This window comes from Phenylobacterium sp. (assembly GCF_019636135.1).
Lineage (GTDB): Bacteria > Pseudomonadota > Alphaproteobacteria > Caulobacterales > Caulobacteraceae > Phenylobacterium.
In genome coordinates this window covers 19,475-34,058 of sequence record NZ_JAHBYD010000039.1, presented here as the reverse complement: position 1 = coordinate 34,058, position 14,584 = coordinate 19,475, and the positions used below count along the sequence as shown (strand labels likewise).

At 68.9% G+C, this 14,584-nt stretch carries 16 protein-coding genes and 1 pseudogene; 3 read left to right on the top strand and 14 right to left on the bottom strand.

Annotated features, from left to right (window positions below; translation table 11 throughout):
* The 10 genes from KF737_RS20625 to leuC all read right to left on the bottom strand — a co-directional run.
* Positions 1–298: IF-2-associated domain-containing protein (locus KF737_RS20625; RefSeq protein ID WP_296459755.1), on the bottom strand; the 298-nt coding region annotated here is incomplete at its 3' end.
* Between the two features lie 90 nt (positions 299–388).
* Positions 389–1,039: an RNA-binding protein gene (locus tag KF737_RS20620; protein WP_296459753.1), complete on the bottom strand. Its 651-nt coding sequence runs from the start codon at positions 1,037–1,039 to the stop codon at positions 389–391.
* Positions 1,036–1,479, bottom strand: a complete 444-nt coding sequence (locus KF737_RS20615) for an endonuclease domain-containing protein (protein WP_296459751.1) — start codon at positions 1,477–1,479, stop codon at positions 1,036–1,038. The genes KF737_RS20620 and KF737_RS20615 overlap by 4 nt, the downstream gene beginning before the upstream one ends.
* A 221-nt stretch (positions 1,480–1,700) precedes the next feature.
* The gene (gene nusA, locus KF737_RS20610; RefSeq protein ID WP_296459748.1) at positions 1,701–3,392 is read right to left on the bottom strand and encodes a transcription termination factor NusA; all 1,692 of its coding nucleotides are present in this window, start codon (positions 3,390–3,392) and stop codon (positions 1,701–1,703) included.
* A 12-nt stretch (positions 3,393–3,404) separates the two neighbouring features.
* Positions 3,405–3,968 carry a ribosome maturation factor RimP gene (gene rimP, locus KF737_RS20605; RefSeq protein ID WP_296459745.1) on the bottom strand — a complete coding sequence of 188 codons (564 nt, stop codon included), beginning with the start codon at positions 3,966–3,968 and terminating at the stop codon, positions 3,405–3,407.
* Positions 3,969–4,147: 179 nt separating this feature from the next.
* Positions 4,148–5,200: a 3-isopropylmalate dehydrogenase gene (gene leuB / locus KF737_RS20600; RefSeq protein ID WP_296459758.1), complete on the bottom strand. Its 1,053-nt coding sequence runs from the start codon at positions 5,198–5,200 to the stop codon at positions 4,148–4,150.
* A gap of 153 nt (positions 5,201–5,353) precedes the next feature.
* Complete coding sequence (locus tag KF737_RS20595) at positions 5,354–5,656, bottom strand: putative quinol monooxygenase (protein ID WP_296459742.1); 303 nt, start codon at positions 5,654–5,656, stop codon at positions 5,354–5,356.
* Positions 5,653–6,264: a 3-isopropylmalate dehydratase small subunit gene (gene leuD, locus KF737_RS20590; protein WP_296459738.1), complete on the bottom strand. Its 612-nt coding sequence runs from the start codon at positions 6,262–6,264 to the stop codon at positions 5,653–5,655. The genes KF737_RS20595 and leuD overlap by 4 nt, the downstream gene beginning before the upstream one ends.
* Positions 6,264–7,058: a VOC family protein gene (locus KF737_RS20585; RefSeq protein ID WP_296459735.1), complete on the bottom strand. Its 795-nt coding sequence runs from the start codon at positions 7,056–7,058 to the stop codon at positions 6,264–6,266. The genes leuD and KF737_RS20585 overlap by 1 nt, the downstream gene beginning before the upstream one ends.
* Complete coding sequence (gene leuC, locus KF737_RS20580; RefSeq protein WP_296459732.1) at positions 7,055–8,479, bottom strand: 3-isopropylmalate dehydratase large subunit; 1,425 nt, start codon at positions 8,477–8,479, stop codon at positions 7,055–7,057. Before leuC ends, KF737_RS20585 begins: the two co-directional genes overlap by 4 nt.
* A gap of 123 nt (positions 8,480–8,602) precedes the next feature.
* Between leuC and KF737_RS20575 the strand changes: the two genes are divergently transcribed.
* Positions 8,603–8,875 (top strand): hypothetical protein, encoded by a 273-nt coding sequence (locus KF737_RS20575; RefSeq protein WP_296459731.1) that lies wholly within the window; start codon positions 8,603–8,605, stop codon positions 8,873–8,875.
* Between the two features lie 216 nt (positions 8,876–9,091).
* Here the strand turns inward: KF737_RS20575 and KF737_RS22515 are convergent.
* From KF737_RS22515 to KF737_RS20560, 4 genes and pseudogenes are all read right to left on the bottom strand, one after another.
* Positions 9,092–9,172: pseudogene (locus tag KF737_RS22515) on the bottom strand (RHS repeat domain-containing protein); the annotation flags it as partial.
* Positions 9,173–9,779: 607 nt separating this feature from the next.
* Entirely contained in the window at positions 9,780–10,256 is a 477-nt protein-coding gene (locus KF737_RS20570; RefSeq protein WP_296459728.1) for a hypothetical protein, read from the bottom strand.
* A gap of 3 nt (positions 10,257–10,259) precedes the next feature.
* Entirely contained in the window at positions 10,260–11,369 is a 1,110-nt protein-coding gene (locus tag KF737_RS20565; protein ID WP_296459724.1) for an RHS repeat-associated core domain-containing protein, read from the bottom strand.
* 175 nt (positions 11,370–11,544) lie between these two features.
* Positions 11,545–12,507: an NAD(P)H-binding protein gene (locus KF737_RS20560; protein WP_296459720.1), complete on the bottom strand. Its 963-nt coding sequence runs from the start codon at positions 12,505–12,507 to the stop codon at positions 11,545–11,547.
* 90 nt (positions 12,508–12,597) lie between these two features.
* On the opposite strand from KF737_RS20560, the gene KF737_RS20555 reads away from it, so the two are divergent.
* Together KF737_RS20555 and KF737_RS20550 are read left to right on the top strand one after the other, a co-directional pair.
* A complete protein-coding gene (locus KF737_RS20555) occupies positions 12,598–13,491 on the top strand; it encodes a LysR family transcriptional regulator (RefSeq protein WP_296459718.1) in 894 nt (297 codons plus the stop codon).
* A 94-nt stretch (positions 13,492–13,585) separates the two neighbouring features.
* On the top strand, positions 13,586–14,566 hold the full coding sequence (locus KF737_RS20550; protein ID WP_296459715.1) for a LysR family transcriptional regulator: 981 nt from the start codon (positions 13,586–13,588) through the stop codon (positions 14,564–14,566).
* Positions 14,567–14,584 lie beyond the last annotated feature (18 nt).

Sequence of the window (14,584 nt, the reverse complement as noted above, 5' to 3'; positions counted from 1 at the left end):
TCACGCGCTCGCGGGCGGCGCGTTCCTCGGCGGACAGGCCGTCGCCGGGCGCGGCCGGGCGCTGGCCCTGCGGCGGGCCGGAGGGGCGTTGCGGTTCGAAGACGCGGCGTTCGGCGTTGGACGGCGCGGCCAGATTGCCGCCGCCCGGCGCGTGCGGCCGGGACCGCTTGGTCTCGACGACCACCGTCTTCGTCCGGCCGTGGCTGAAGCTCTGCTTCACCGTGCCCGAGCTGACCGAGCCACCAGGGCGCGGCTTCAGGGTCAGGGGCTTACGGCCGTTGTTGTCGTTCTCGCTCATTCGCTCGCTTTTACTCGCGCCAGGGCGGATCCCCGGCCAACGTCACAGTCTCAACGTCGCCCGTCTCTCAATGAGGAAAGGCGGAAAGCCCTAGGGCTCCCGCTTCGCCTCGACAGGCTCCTCGCGCCAATCCTCAGGAAGGAGCGGACTGAAACCTGCCAGGCGCCGGACATCTTCGGCCCAACGCTCGGCGGCTCGCCCCGCAAGGAAGGCGGTGTGTATCACATTCTCGCCCCCTAAGGCCAAACCCAATTCCGCCGCCGAAAAGAGGCCGATGACGCCGGGGGGCGGGGACTGATGACGGGCCAGGCGCAGGAGCTTGCCGCGGCCGTCCGCGGCGCCGTCCGACGCCTCGACCAGCCACGCGGCCTTGCCCGACGAGATCGCGGAGGAGACCTTTTCGAACCCGGAGGTAAGGTCTCCGGCCTTCCGCGCAAGGCCCAGGGCGCTCAGAATCCGCGCCCGCAGCAGTAACGCCGTCTGCTCGGCCAGCTCGGGCGAGGCCTTCAGCGGCGCCTTGGCCGAGCGCGCGAACAGGCCCTTCTTCGCCGCCGTCTCGACCGACGCCCGGTCGGCGGCGACCCACATGCCCCGGCCCGGCAGCTTGCGCGCCAGGTCCGGGACCACGGCGCCGCCGGGCCCGGCCACGAAGCGGATCAGCCGCGCCTCCGCCATCACCTCGCCCGAGACGATGTCACGCCGCTCGCGCGACGCCTCGGCGTGGGTCTTCGCCAGATTCATCCGCCCGCCCCCCTCGATGGAGGAAGGGCCGGGGACGGAGGTGTGCGCATGAGGTCGAAAGTGTCTTCCGGCGGCGCCCAGCCCTTTGCGACGAGCAGGGTCTTCACCTGTTCAGCACAAGCTTCCGCATCATCCTCGACCTGGCGGTCCGTGAACCGGACAACGTGATAGCCCCGCGACTGCAGCCAGAGTTGTCGTTCGCCATCCCGCAACGCGACGTCATCCAGCCGCTCATGGACCCCGCCGTCGACCTCGATCACCAGCTTCCAGCCATGCGCAGCAAAGTCCGCGAAATAGGGGCCGATCGGCGCCTGCCGCCGGAAATTCGCATTGAGCTTCCGAAGCTCCGGCCAGAGCCGTTTCTCGCTCCACGTCATCCGCCGCCGCAGACTGCGAGCTCTGCCAGTCGATGACGCTGCGCCGTCGCGTTCGAATCTCACGAGCCCTCCTCCTCGACGGAGGAGGGTTGGGTGGTGGTGTGGTTGCCGTGGCGGAACAGACGGCGCATGTCGGCGCCGACGCCCAACGACGTCTCCGCCTCCGGCTTCCTGCGCACACCACCATCCCCGGCCCTTCCTCCGTCGAGGAGGAAGGGAGGAGAACCTAACCGATCATTTGGTCGATCGAAGCGGTGGAGCACGAGGAGGACACCCCCGTCGCCTTAGGCGTCTTGGGCTTCGCCGGCGGCTTCCGCCTCGGCGAAGGCTTCGTCGCTGGGGTCTTCGTATTCGGCTTCCGGCTCCTCGGGCGCCTCGACCCAGCCCATCGCCACGCGGGCGCGCATGATGAGCAGTTCGGCGTCCTGCGGCTCCAGGCCGAAGGCTTCGAGGATGCCCGGCTCGCGCACGCGCTCGCCGTTCTTCGTCTCGAACCAGCCGCGCAGGTCGTCGGGCACCAGGCCGGCGAAGTCCTCGACGGTCTTCACGTCGCCCTCGCCCAGCGCCACCGCCATCGGCAGCGTGATGCCCTCGATCTCCAGCACGCCGTCCTCGACGCCCAGTTCGCGGCGCTTGGCGTCGTACTCGGCCGCTTCCTTCTCCAGGTAGTCGACGGCGCGGGCCTGGATCTCGGCGCCGGTGTCCTCGTCGAAGCCCTCGATCGAGGCGATCTCCGAGACGTCGACGTAGGCCACGTCCTCGACCGAGGCGAAGCCCTCGGTGACCAGGAGCTGGGCGATGACCTCGTCCACGTCCAGGGCTTCCTGGAACAGGGCCGTGCGCTCGGTGAACTCGCGCTGGCGGCGCTCGCTCTCCTGGCTCTCGGTCATGATGTCGATCTGCCAGCCGGTGAGCTGCGAGGCGAGGCGGACGTTCTGGCCGCGGCGGCCGATCGCCAGGGAAAGTTGCTCGTCCGGGACCACGACTTCGACGCGCTCGTCCTCCTCGTCCATCACCACCTTGGAGACTTCCGCGGGGGCGAGGCCGTTCACGATGAAGGTCGCCTCGTCCTGGCTCCACTGGATGATGTCGATCTTCTCGCCCTGCAACTCGGCCACGACCGCCTGCACGCGGCTGCCGCGCATGCCGACGCAGGCGCCCACGGGGTCGATGGAGCTGTCGTTGGAGATGACCGCCATCTTGGCGCGGCTGCCCGGGTCGCGGGCCACGGCGCGGATCTCGATGACGCCGTCGTACACTTCCGGCACTTCCTGCGCGAACAGCTTGGCCATGAAGCCGCCGTGGGCGCGGGAGAGCAGGATCTGCGGGCCCTTGGTCTCGCGGCGGACGTCGTAGATGTAGCAGCGGATCCGGTCGCCGATGTTGAAGTTCTCGCGCGGGATCGACTGGTCGCGGCGCATGATGCCTTCGCCGCGGCCCAGGTCGACGACGACGTTGCCGTACTCGACCCGCTTGACCGTGCCGTTCACGATCTCGCCGACGCGGTCCTTGTACTCTTCGTACTGGCGCTCGCGCTCGGCGTCGCGGACCTTGCCCATCACCACCTGGCGGGCCATCTGGGTCTGCACGCGGCCGAACTCGAAGGGCGGCAGCAGCTCCTCGTAGACGGTGCCGATCTCGGCGTTCTTGTCGCGGCGCTTGGCGTCGGCCAGGCGCAGGATGCCCGGCGGCTCCTCGAACGGCAGCTCCTCGCCGGTCTCCTCGTCGATCCCGCCGCCGAACACGGCGTCGTCGGACACGACGGTCACCACGCGCTTGATGGTGGTCTCGCCGGTCTTCGGGTCGATGTGGACGCGGATGTCGTGCTCGGCGCCGTAGCGGGCGCGGGCGCCCTTCTGGATCGCCTCCTCGATCGCCTCGATGACGATCTCCTTGTCGATCGACTTCTCGCGGGCGACCGCCTCGGCGATCTGCAGCAGTTCAAGCCGGTTGGCGGAGATGCCGGTCAGGCTCATGGCGTCTTTCCTCTACTCGGACGTCTGTTCGTGTTGTTGTTCGGCCGCGATGCGGGCGGCGCGCTGTTCGGCGCCCCGCTTCATCAGCTCGTCGTTCAGGACCAGCTTGGCCTCGATGATCCAGGCGAAGGGGATCATGGCCGTCGCCTCTTCCCCCTCCAGGTCGATGCCGACCTGGTCGCCTTCCACGCCGGCCAGCACGCCGCGGAAGCGCTTGCGGCCCTCGGCCAGGCGGTCCAGCTCCAGCTTCACCTCGAAGCCTTCGTGCGACTCGAAGTCGGCGAGGCGGGTCAGCGGCCGGTCGATGCCGGGCGAGCTCACCTCCAGCACATATTCGCCGCTGATCGGGTCGGCGGGGTCCAGCACCTCGGAGAAGCCGCGGCTCAGCCTGGCGCAATCCTCGACGTTCATGTCGCCGTCGCCCCCGTTCTTTGGCGGACGCTCGGCCATGATCTGCAGCTTGCGCCGCTCGGCCCCGCCCATCAGGCGCAGGCGAACGATGGCGTAGCCCTTGGCCTCCGCGACAGGGTCGAGGAGCTCCAGCAGCTTCAGGTCTTCTGCGGTCTTCCCGCGCATGCCAAACCAGGGCCCAGTTAAAGAAAAAAGCGGTCGGGCCGGAGCCCGCCGCCTGAAAGCACCATCCGGCGCTACCAGCGATGTTGCCAGGACATATAGCGACGGATCACGGGCTTGTCACGGGGTTCGACCACTCCCGCTCATCCCGGCGAATGCCGGGATGAGCGGGATGGAAGGGTCTAAAGCTCCGCCAGCACCGCGTCGCCCATCTGGACTGTGCTGAGCGATCCGCCCAGGTCCCGTGTCCGGGCGCCCTTCTCCAGCGCGGCGTTCACGGCGGCGTAAAGCTTGTCGGCTTCGGCGGCGCGGCCCAGCGACCAGCGCAGCGCCATCTCGAACGACAGGATCGCCGCCAGCGGGTTGGCCACGCCTTTGCCTGCGATATCGGGCGCCGAGCCGTGGATGGGCTCGTAGAGACCCGGCGTCCCCGCCACGCCCAGCGCCGCCGACGGCAGCATGCCCAGCGAGCCGGTGAGCTGCGCCGCGGCGTCCGACAGGATGTCGCCGAACAGGTTGTCGGTGAGCAGGACGTCGAACTGCTTCGGGTCCTTCACGATCTGCATGGCGGCGTTGTCGGCCAGGATGTGGGTCAGCTCGACGTCGGCGTAGTCGCGCTTGTGCAGGTCGGTGACGACCTCGCGCCACAGCAGGCCCGAGTCCATCACGTTCGACTTCTCGGCCGAGGCCACCTTGTTGCGCCGGCCCCGCGCCAGCTCGAAGGCCACGCGGCTCACGCGCTCGATCTCGGCGGTGGTGTAGACCTGGGTGTCGACGGCGCGCTTGCCGCCGCCCGGCAGGTCCTCGATGAACCGCGGGCTGCCGAAGTACACCCCGCCGGTCAGCTCGCGCACGATCATCAGGTCGAGGCCTTCGACCACCTCGCGCTTCAGCGTCGAGGCGTCGGCCAGCGGCTGGAAGCAGAGCGCCGGGCGCAGGTTCGCGAACACGTTCATCCCGGCCCGCAGCGCCAGCAGCCCCGCCTCGGGCCGCTTGTCGCGCGGGACGCCGGCCCACTGCGGGCCGCCCACGGCGCCCATCAGCACCGCCTTCGCCGCCTTCGCCGCCGCCAGCGTCTCGTCCGCCAGCGGCGTCCCCAACTGGTCGTAGCTGATCCCACCGAACGGCCGCTCCTCCAGCGTGAGCGCCGGTGTCAGCGCCTCGGCCACCCGGCGCACCTGCGCGGTCACTTCCGGCCCGATCCCGTCGCCGGGCAGGAGCAGCAGGTCGGTCATCGTCATCCCTCAAGATAGAACGTCATCCCGCGACTTGTTCGCGGGACCCATGAACTCAGGCGCTTCTGGATCGAGGCGCGGCGGCGACGCCCTGCTTCGCTGGCGAACGCGGTGTGCATGGGTCCCGCGGACAAGCCGCGGGATGACGACCAGTTATAGCGGCCGTTCGGAGGCGACCTCGTACAGGCTGAGGTTCCGGTCCGAAACCCCGAACTGCGGCCAGGCGGCCCGCCATTCGGCCATGTGGGCGGTCTGGAAGTGCGCGTCGATGGCGGCCTGGTCGCGCCACGCCTCGAACACCCGCACCAACCCCGGCTCGGCCACGTCGACCGCGTAGGAATACGTCAGGCACCCGTCCTCGGCCCGGCTGGCCGCCAGCATCGCCTCCATGTGCGGCTGAAACCGCGCCAGGTTCTCGGGCGGCACGCGCACGGTCCCGGCGATCAGGATCGTCACGCGCCTTCCAGCCAGGGCTGGGCCAGCGCGCGCTTCATCTCGTAGGTGTCGATGTCCTTGGCGGCCTCCAGCGTCTCGCCGATGGCGTCGAGGCCCTTCAGCATCTTGGCCTTGCGCTGCGGGTCGATCTGGAAGCCGAACACCGCGCCCGACGGCGAGGTCACCGTCTGGGCCTCCAGGTCGATGGAGACCACGTGGTTGCCGCCGCGCGCCTCGTCCATCAGTTGCCGCACCTCGTCCGCCTTCAGCACCACCGGCAGCAGGCCGTTCTGGAAGCAGTTGTTGTAGAAGATGTCCGCGAAGCTGGTGCTGACCACCGCCTTGATGCCGAAGTCCATCAGCGCCCACGGCGCATGCTCGCGGCTCGACCCGCAGCCGAAGTTGTCGCCCGCGATCAGCACGCCCGCGCCCTTGTAGGTCGGCTGGTTCAGCACGAAGTCGGGCCGCTCGCGCCCGTCGTCGTCGAAGCGCAGGTCGTAGAACAGACCCTTCGCCAGCCCCTTGCGATCCACGATCTTCAGGAACTGCTTCGGGATGATCTGGTCGGTGTCGATGTTCGCCAGCGGCAGCGGGGCCGCAGCGGCGTCGAGGCGGGTGAAGGCTTCCATCAGGCGGACTCCGTCGCGTTCTGCTGGATGAGGATGGTGGGGGTGCCGGCGGGCGCGTCGCGAACGGTGAAGACCTTGGTGCCGGGCTTGCGGCCGGGACGCAGCTCCGAGACGTTGAAGCCGGCGGCGCTCAGGCGGGCGTGCTCCGCGTCCGGGTCGGTCACCTGCCAGGCCAAACCCCCGAAGCGGTCGGGCGCGTCCGAGACGGGCGCCTTCAAGCTGGCGCCGATCTCGACGAGGTCATCACCGGCCCGGAAGAACATCTGCCGCGCGCCCCACTTCGCATTCTCGCGGTCCAGCCTCAGGTCCAGCCCGAGCTTGGCGCCGTAGATCGCCAGGGCGCGGTCGGCGTTGGCCGTGCCGACCACCACGTGGTCCAGGCCGGTGAGCGGCCCCTTCGCCTGCGACGGCAGCGGCGGGAAGCCCATCAGCGCTATCTGCACGCCGCCGGTCGAAGCCGGGTCGAACATCGTGGCGCGCTCGGTGCGCTCGCTGACGGCGAGGCCACGCCGCTCCAGCAGCCTGGTGCCGGCCTCGAGGTCCGACGCGGTGAACGCGACCAGCCACTGGCCCTCGCCGGCGTCATCCAGCCGCGCACGGACCCGGTCGCCCGAAGGGCCGTCGCCGTCGGGCGCGATCAGCTCCAGGCCGATGTTGTCGAGCCAGAACCAGGCGCGGCGCGCGCCACGGCCGTCCTGCGCTGTCGGCGCCACGTCCAGCAGCCGCGCATAGCCTTGCGCAGCGGCGTCGAGATCGCGCACCACGATCGCGACGTGATGCAGGCCGGTGATCACAGGAAGTCCCGGACGTCGGCGATGTGGCCGGCGATGGCGGCGGCGGCGGCCATGGCGGGGCTCATCAGGTGGGTGCGCCCGCCGCGGCCCTGGCGGCCCTCGAAGTTGCGGTTCGAGGTCGACGCGCAGCGCTGGCCCGGCTCCAGCTTGTCGGGGTTCATGGCCAGGCACATGGAGCAGCCCGGCTCGCGCCACTCGAAGCCGGCGGTCCGGAACACCGCGTCCAGGCCCTCCTCCTCGGCCTGGGCCCGCACCAGGCCCGAGCCTGGTACGACCATGGCGCGGACGCCGTCCGCGACCTTCCGGCCCCCCTCAAGAGCCTTGGCCGCGACCTTCGCGGCGGCGCGCAGGTCCTCGATGCGGCTGTTGGTGCAGGAGCCGATGAAGACCACGTCGATCTTCGCTTCGGTGATCGGCTGCCCCGCCGTCAGCCCCATGTAGCCCAGCGCGCGTTCGGCCGAGGCGCGCTTGTCGGGCGTGGCGAAGCTCTCCGGCGCGGGCACGGCGCCCGTCACCGCCACCACGTCCTCGGGGCTGGTGCCCCAGGTGACGGTGGGCGCGATCTTCGCGGCGTCCAGCACGATCTCGCGGTCGAACACCGCGTCGTCGTCGCTGAAGAAGCTCTTCCAGTAGCCGAGCGCCATCTCCCACGCGCCGCCCTTGGGCGTGGAAGGCCGGCCCTTGAGGTACTCGAACGTCGTCTCGTCCGGCGCGACCAGCCCGGCCCGCGCCCCGCCCTCGATGGTCAGGTTGCAGAGCGTCATGCGGCCTTCCATGGAGAGCGCGCGCACCGCCGAGCCGGCATACTCGATGACGTAGCCGGTGCCGCCCGCGGTGCCGATCTCCCCGATGATCGCCAGTGCATAGTCCTTGGCGCCCACGCCCGGCGCCGGCTCGCCCTCGATGCGGATGCGGAAGTTCTTCGCCTTCTTCTGGCGCAGCGTCTGCGTGGCCAGCACATGCTCCACCTCGGACGTCCCGATCCCGTGCGCCAGAGCGCCGAACGCGCCGTGGGTCGAGGTGTGGCTGTCGCCGCAGACGATGGTCATGCCCGGCTGCGTGCGCCCCTGCTCGGGCCCGACCACATGGACGATCCCGTTCCGGATATCGCCCATCTGGAAGTACTCGATCCCGTAGTCCTCGACGTTCCTGCCCAGCGTCTGGAGCTGCAGGCGCGCCTCATCGTCGGCGACGGCGTCGACGCCCAGGCCCTGGCCCTCGGTCGGGATGTTGTGGTCGGCCACCGCCAGCGTGCGGTCGGGGCGGCGCACGGCGCGGCGGTTGGCGCGAAGCCCGGCGAACGCCTGCGGGGTCGTCACCTCGTGGATGAGGTGCAGGTCGATGTAGAGGATCGCCTCGCCGTCCTGTTCAGCAACGACGTGGGCGTCCCAGATCTTGTCGTAGAGGGTCTTGCCGGGCATGGGCGGCATGTAGGGCGCAGGCCCCGCGCACGTCTAGTGCTGCAACGCCGCAGAATGTTTGCGATCGCAGCAAATTCCTGCCCCGCCTTCCGGATCGGCGCGGATCGCGGGATACGCAGGGCCATGGATCCGCCCGCCGTGTTCGTGGTGACGCTGGAGGCTGTCGAGGCGGGCGCCGCCGCGCCGCTGACCATCCTCGCCTTCGCCCGCGCCGACACGGAAGCCGAGGCCGAGGCGGTCGCGACGGCCGACCTCGCCGACGAGGGCTGGACCGGCATCCGGCCCCTCCGCACCGCCGAGGTGATCGACGCGCCCGCCCTGCCGGAGGACTTCCGCGCCGCCTACGGGACCGCGCTCACGTGGGGCTGCGCGCTCATCATCTACGACGAGCCCTGAACATCTCCTCCCGCTCGTCATCCCCCGGCTCGTCCGGGCCGCCGCGATGGCGGCGTCGCGGTTCAACGCGTCGTGCGTGAAGTTCGTGGTCGTCGTCGGATGGCCGCTCCAGACATACTGCTCCGACACCTGATCGTTGCGCACGAGCTGGCCCGCCGCGTTGTAGCCGAAGATCTGGTACGACCCCTGGGCCGCATCGGGCGGCGTGTGGCTCAGCCCCGCCAGGCGGCCCGCGGGGTCGTAGGCATAGGTCGTCACCACCCCGTTGCCCCGCGAGACGCTCGCCAGCCGGCTCAGGGCGTCATAGGCGAAGCCCAGTCGCGACGTCTGGGTATTTGGCGCCGTGAGCTGTTCCAGACCCCCGCGGCGCGGCCGGGAAGCGGACCTTCTTCAGCCACCCGAAGCCGTCGTACTCGAAGGCCGAGGGTTGCCGTTGGCGTCGGTGAGGCTGGTCCGCTGCCCGCCCGGCGACCAGCCCCGCCGCTCGGTCACCTGCTGCAGGCCCGAGCCCACACCCGCCTCCACATGCGTCACCCGCCCCGCCGCGTCGTAGTGCAGCCGGCTGATCCGGTTGGTACAGGAAAGCGTGCGTGTCCCGTTTTTCCACATGCGTCACCCGCCCCGCTGCGTCGTAGCTGACGCGGGTGATGCGGGTGATGCGGTTGGTACAGGAAAGCGTGCGTGTCCCGGTTTTCCACGCCGGTTTTCCACGGAGCCCCGGTTTTCCACGGAGCCCAGGCCGCAGGCGTCGTCTCGATAATGATCATCCCGCTCGGCGTACAACGGCCAAAGCCGCTATCCGCCAATTGCACGACTTCACCGGTTGCCGACTACGGGAGATAGGTATCGTGTCCCCGAAATTCACTGACCGCTCGAACCGCTCGTATCTTTTTCAGAGTGAACATCACCTTTGAGATTCTATGATCTTTGCTAGATCATCATTCAATGTAATATAATTGAGTCCAAACCCATCTCCAAATGCTGAAATACAACCTAGGCGCTTAAAACAATCTATTCTCTGGCCGCTCAATTCATCGAAAGCCAAATCTAGCGGCCCGACCAAATTTGCGGATTCATTTGGTCTTTCTGTTGGAACAACCGAGTAGCACCAAATCTCATCAAACCCCACAAATATATCGTCTAAAATTTTACAATTTTGCAAATCCCGCAATGGGATAACTAAAGATCCACTGAGCGGGATAATGTTCGAGCTGGTTGCCGAGAGCCTCTTCGCGGGGACACTCTGCGCGACATTCGATACACTGTCCAAGCTCGTAATCTGAACATGACTAATTCCAAAGAGATCCAAAGATCCACTCGCAATCACATCGAGAACCGTACCATCAACTCTACCATAGTATATGGAATCCACGAATCTCATCGGTCACTCATCCGTTTTCAGGGGGCGGGGCTCACCCCTGGGACGTTCTTTGCTCCAATCCCAATCATGTGCATGAGGGTCTCCGACATCTGTATGATCATGACCAAAGTCAAAGTCTTTCACCGCCCTGCCATCTGGACCGTAGACCCGTATCTGGCCTCTACCGTTTCCATCATCTCTGCTGCCTTCAGTATTAGGCGGTCCCCGGACAGGCAAATCGTTGGCACGATTCTCAACCCACCATTTGACAACGCCTCCGACCACAACCGCCGTTCCTGCTGCGATTGCCCGAGCGCAGGGAGGTAGCTGGAGACACGCTCGCAGGCCTATCGCCCCCCCTGCAACAATGGCTGGCACCACCGCTACCTGTGTTTGTTCGGACCCCTGAAGCTCGAGGAATGGGTTCTCGCCACGATCGAAGTCCGGAAAATCCCGGGGATCCATGGGGGGCGGATCCCCTCCTCGTCGTTCAGCGGTGACAACCAGTTCGCGGACCTCAGTGTATCCACTGTCCGTCCGACAGTGTGGATCCTCCTGCATCTGATCTTGGCAACTTCCGCGCGAGCCGCCGCTCAGGCCGCTGGGGTCGACTCCGTTGATGGGATCACCCTTCACATACGCATAGATGTTCGGCCCGTCGTCGTATCCGATGGGGTCGGTCTGGAGGAACCGTCCCATGACAGGATCATACGCCCGCGCCCTGTAGTGGTAGATCTGGGCCTCCGGGATCGCCATCTGGCCGGTATACCGGAAGCGTGATCCGGCCCAGGACTGGGGCTCGCCATAAGGGCCGTAGGTCATGGGTGTGACGTTTCCGCCGGCGTCCGACACCCCGGTCACCGAGCCCAGCCGGTCCTGCTGGAACCACCTTGGCTGGCCCACGCCCGCGCCCGACCCCTCCAGCCACAGCCACCACTGGTCCACGCCGCCGCTCAGGTAGCTGCGCAGGTGGTTGCTGCTGGAACCCTCGTACTCCGCCGCCAGGTTGGGGCCAGCGTAGCGCAGGTGGGTGGTCGTCCCGCCCGTCGCGTAGCTCGCCAGCCGACCGAAGGGGTCGTAGTCCAGCGCGATCGACGCCGGCCCGCCCGACACCGACCTGAGCCGGTTCAGCACGTCGTAGGTGAAGCTCCGCGTCCCGTCCGAGGTCAGGTTGCCGGCTCCGTCGTAGCCCGAGGGGTTGGGCTGTGCGTTGCAGGACGGGCGCAGCGTCGCAGCCGCGGATCATCACGACCTCACAGCCCAATGGGTGGCCCGGACAAGCCGGGCCATGACGTTCAGGGGGAGGGTGTTACGCGGCCGCCGCGACCGCCGCCGGCAGCGAGCCTTGCCCCGCGAGCGTGGCGCGCAGGGCCTCGACCAGAGGCGTGCGGGGCTCGGCGCCGAGGCGCGCCACGAGCCTGGCGTTGTCCAGCAGCACCGGGCGCTCCCAGAGGTAGCGCATCTCCAGCATCTCCCGGAAGCTCTCGTTGAACGGCGCGGCCATGTGCAGGCCCAGCCACGGCAGGCGGCTGACGGCGAGCTTGCGGCCGGCCGCCGCCTCCAGCCCCGCGACCAGTTGGTGGCCGTCCACCTCCTGGCCCTGCATCTGGAAGACCTCGAAGTCCGCGAGGTCGGCGGCCAGCAGGCGCACGAAGGTCTCGGCCACGTCGGGCAGATAGGCCCAGGCGTGCGCCACGTCGAGCGGACCCGGGTACATCACCGACGCCAGCGGCCTGCCGGGCTTCACCAGCCCCTGCGACAGCCAGTTGGCGCCCGGCTTCGGACCGAAGAAGTCACCGGTGCGCACGATCAGCACCGGCGCGCCCGACTGGCGCAGCAGCGCCTCCATCGCCACGCGGATGCGGCCCTTCCGCGTCGCCGGGTTCTGCTCCGACCGTTCGTCGATCCGCGGGAAGGCGTCCTCGCCGTAGTTGTAGACGGTCCCGGGAAACAGGATCCGCGCCCCGCTCGCCTTCGCCGCCGCGATCGTGCTCGACAGCATCGGCAACTGCAGGCCGGCCCAGTTCCTGTAGCCCGGCGGGTTGGCCCCATGGACGACGATCCCGCAGCCCTCGGCCGCCGCGACCACCTCGCCCGCGACCATGGCGTCGCCCTTGACCCACTCGAGGCCGGTGCGGCCCGAGCGTCGCCCGGCGCTCTCAGGATCGCGGTTCAGCGCGCGGACCCGCCAGCCGTCCGCCAGCAGCCGGTCGGCGACCGCGCCGCCGACGCCGCCGGTCGCGCCGATCACGAGAGCCTGTCTCTGGGCCATGGGAGCCTCCCCCTTTGCTGCGCGCAAGGCTGGGGCGGCGGCCCGATGAACGGAATTGCCGTTTGCGGCAGAACGGATATTCATATGCGCATGCCTGGAAGCCTCGACTGGGATCTCCTGCAGAGCCTGCACGCGGTGCTGGAGGCCGGGAGCTTCTCCGCCGCCGCCCGCATCCGCCGCCTCACCCAGCCCACGCTGGGCCGCCATATCGACCAGCTCGAACGCCAGCTCGGCGCGCCGCTGTTCCTGCGCAGCCCGCGGGGCCTCGTGGCCACAGACCTGGCGCTGGCCTTCCGCCCGCACCTGGCCGACATGTCGGCCGCCGCCGAGGCCGCGGCGCGCGACGCCACCGGCGTGGCCAGCGGCGAGGGCGGCGTGGTGCGCGTGGCCGCCAGCGACGTCATCGGCATCGAGGTGCTGCCGGCGATGCTCACCCGCTTCCGCGCGGCCCATCCGGGCATCGACGTCGAGCTGGTGCTCTCCAACAAGAACGAGGACCTGACGCGGCGCGACGCCGACGTCGCCGTGCGCATGAGCCGCCCGACCCAGAACAGCCTGGTGGCGAAGAAGGTGGGCGACCTCACCATCGGCTTCTACGCCACGCCCGAGTACCTGGAACGCAAGGGGACGCCGACCGACTTCGACGAGCTGGAGGGGCACAGCCTCATCGGCTTCGACCGCGACTTCCCGGCGATGGTGGGCGACCTCTCGGTCGGCCGGCCGATCACCCGGGACATCTTCGCGCTCCGCACCGACAACGACGTGGCCCAGCTCGCCGCGCTCAAGGCCGGCTTCGGCATCGGGGCCTGCCAGAAGCAGATCGGCCGGCGCTTCGGCCTGACGCCGGTGATGGCCGACCTCTTCTCGTTCAAGCTCGATATCTGGATCTGCATGCACGAGACCCTGCGCGGCAGCCCGCGCATGCGCCTGATGTTCGATCATCTCGCGAAGGAATTGGCCGAATACGCCGCAGAGGGGGGCTGAGAACGGCGGTCTGCAACACGCCTGGCACACATCGCGTCTAAAGGTTGAGCGCGCTCGTGGGGACGCTGCTGCCGCGGGATCGCCGGACAAGGCCATGCGCACCGCCGACCTTTCCCGTCTGTCGACCTTCATCGCCGTCGCCGAGCGGGGCAGCTTCGCGCGCGCCGCCGCCGCCCTGGGGCGCACCACCTCCACCGTCAGCCACGCCGTGAAGGCGCTGGAGGACGAACTGCAACTGCGGCTCCTCAACCGCACGACCCGCAGCGTCACCCTGACCGAGGCCGGCGAGCGGCTGCTGACCCGCGTGCGGCCGATCCTGGGCGAGCTCACCGAGGCGCTCTCGTCCCTCGACGACTTCCGCGACGAGCCGCGCGGGCGCCTGCGCCTCTCCGTCTCCAGCATGGGGCTCGAGATGGTGGTCGCCCGCATCCTGGCCCCCTTCGCCGCCGCCTATCCGGAGGTGTCCCTGGAGGCCGTGGTCGACAACGAGACCGGCGACCTCGCCCTGGGCGAGGACGCGGGCGTCCGCGGCCTCGCGCTCATCCCGCAGGACATGATCACGGTGCGGCTGAGCCCGCCCGGCCGCCAGGTCGCGGTCGCTTCGCCCGAGTACCTGCGCCGCCATGGCGCCCCGCGCACGCCCGCCGACCTCGCCCGCCACAAGTGCATACAGTTCCGCTTCTCCTCGGGCGCGGCCTACCGGTGGGAATTCCGGATCGACGGCCGCCGCAGCGACGTCATGGTGCCCGCCGCCATCGCCACCGACTCCATGGACGTCGTCCTGCGCGCCGCCCTGGACGGGGTGGGCGTCGCCTACACCAACGAGGCCCACGCCCGCCCGCACATCGAGGCCGGGCGGCTCAAGCTGGTGCTCGAATCCTACGCGCTGCCGTTCGAAGGCTGGCACCTGTATTATCCGAGCCGGCGCAACATGACCGGCCCGTTGCGCGCGTTCGCCGAGTTCGTGCGCCGGCCGGACGTCCTGGCGCTCATCGCGGGCCAGCCCGATCGTTCGACGCCATCGAACGCCCCGCGCGAACGGCGCCCGGTACCCGTGTCGGCCGTCCGACTCTAGCGTCCCGCCAGGATGAAC

Coding starts and splice junctions, on each gene's coding strand:
- KF737_RS20620 (WP_296459753.1), bottom strand. CDS start 1,039: ATGAATCTGGCGAAGACCCACGCCGAGGCGTCGCGCGAGCGGCGTGAC.
- nusA (WP_296459748.1), bottom strand. CDS start 3,392: ATGAGCCTGACCGGCATCTCCGCCAACCGGCTTGAACTGCTGCAGATC.
- rimP (WP_296459745.1), bottom strand. CDS start 3,968: ATGCGCGGGAAGACCGCAGAAGACCTGAAGCTGCTGGAGCTCCTCGAC.
- leuB (WP_296459758.1), bottom strand. CDS start 5,200: ATGACCGACCTGCTGCTCCTGCCCGGCGACGGGATCGGGCCGGAAGTG.
- leuD (WP_296459738.1), bottom strand. CDS start 6,264: ATGGAAGCCTTCACCCGCCTCGACGCCGCTGCGGCCCCGCTGCCGCTG.
- leuC (WP_296459732.1), bottom strand. CDS start 8,479: ATGCCCGGCAAGACCCTCTACGACAAGATCTGGGACGCCCACGTCGTT.
- KF737_RS20575 (WP_296459731.1), top strand. CDS start 8,603: ATGGATCCGCCCGCCGTGTTCGTGGTGACGCTGGAGGCTGTCGAGGCG.
- KF737_RS20570 (WP_296459728.1), bottom strand. CDS start 10,256: ATGAGATTCGTGGATTCCATATACTATGGTAGAGTTGATGGTACGGTT.
- KF737_RS20560 (WP_296459720.1), bottom strand. CDS start 12,507: ATGGCCCAGAGACAGGCTCTCGTGATCGGCGCGACCGGCGGCGTCGGC.
- KF737_RS20555 (WP_296459718.1), top strand. CDS start 12,598: ATGCCTGGAAGCCTCGACTGGGATCTCCTGCAGAGCCTGCACGCGGTG.
- KF737_RS20550 (WP_296459715.1), top strand. CDS start 13,586: ATGCGCACCGCCGACCTTTCCCGTCTGTCGACCTTCATCGCCGTCGCC.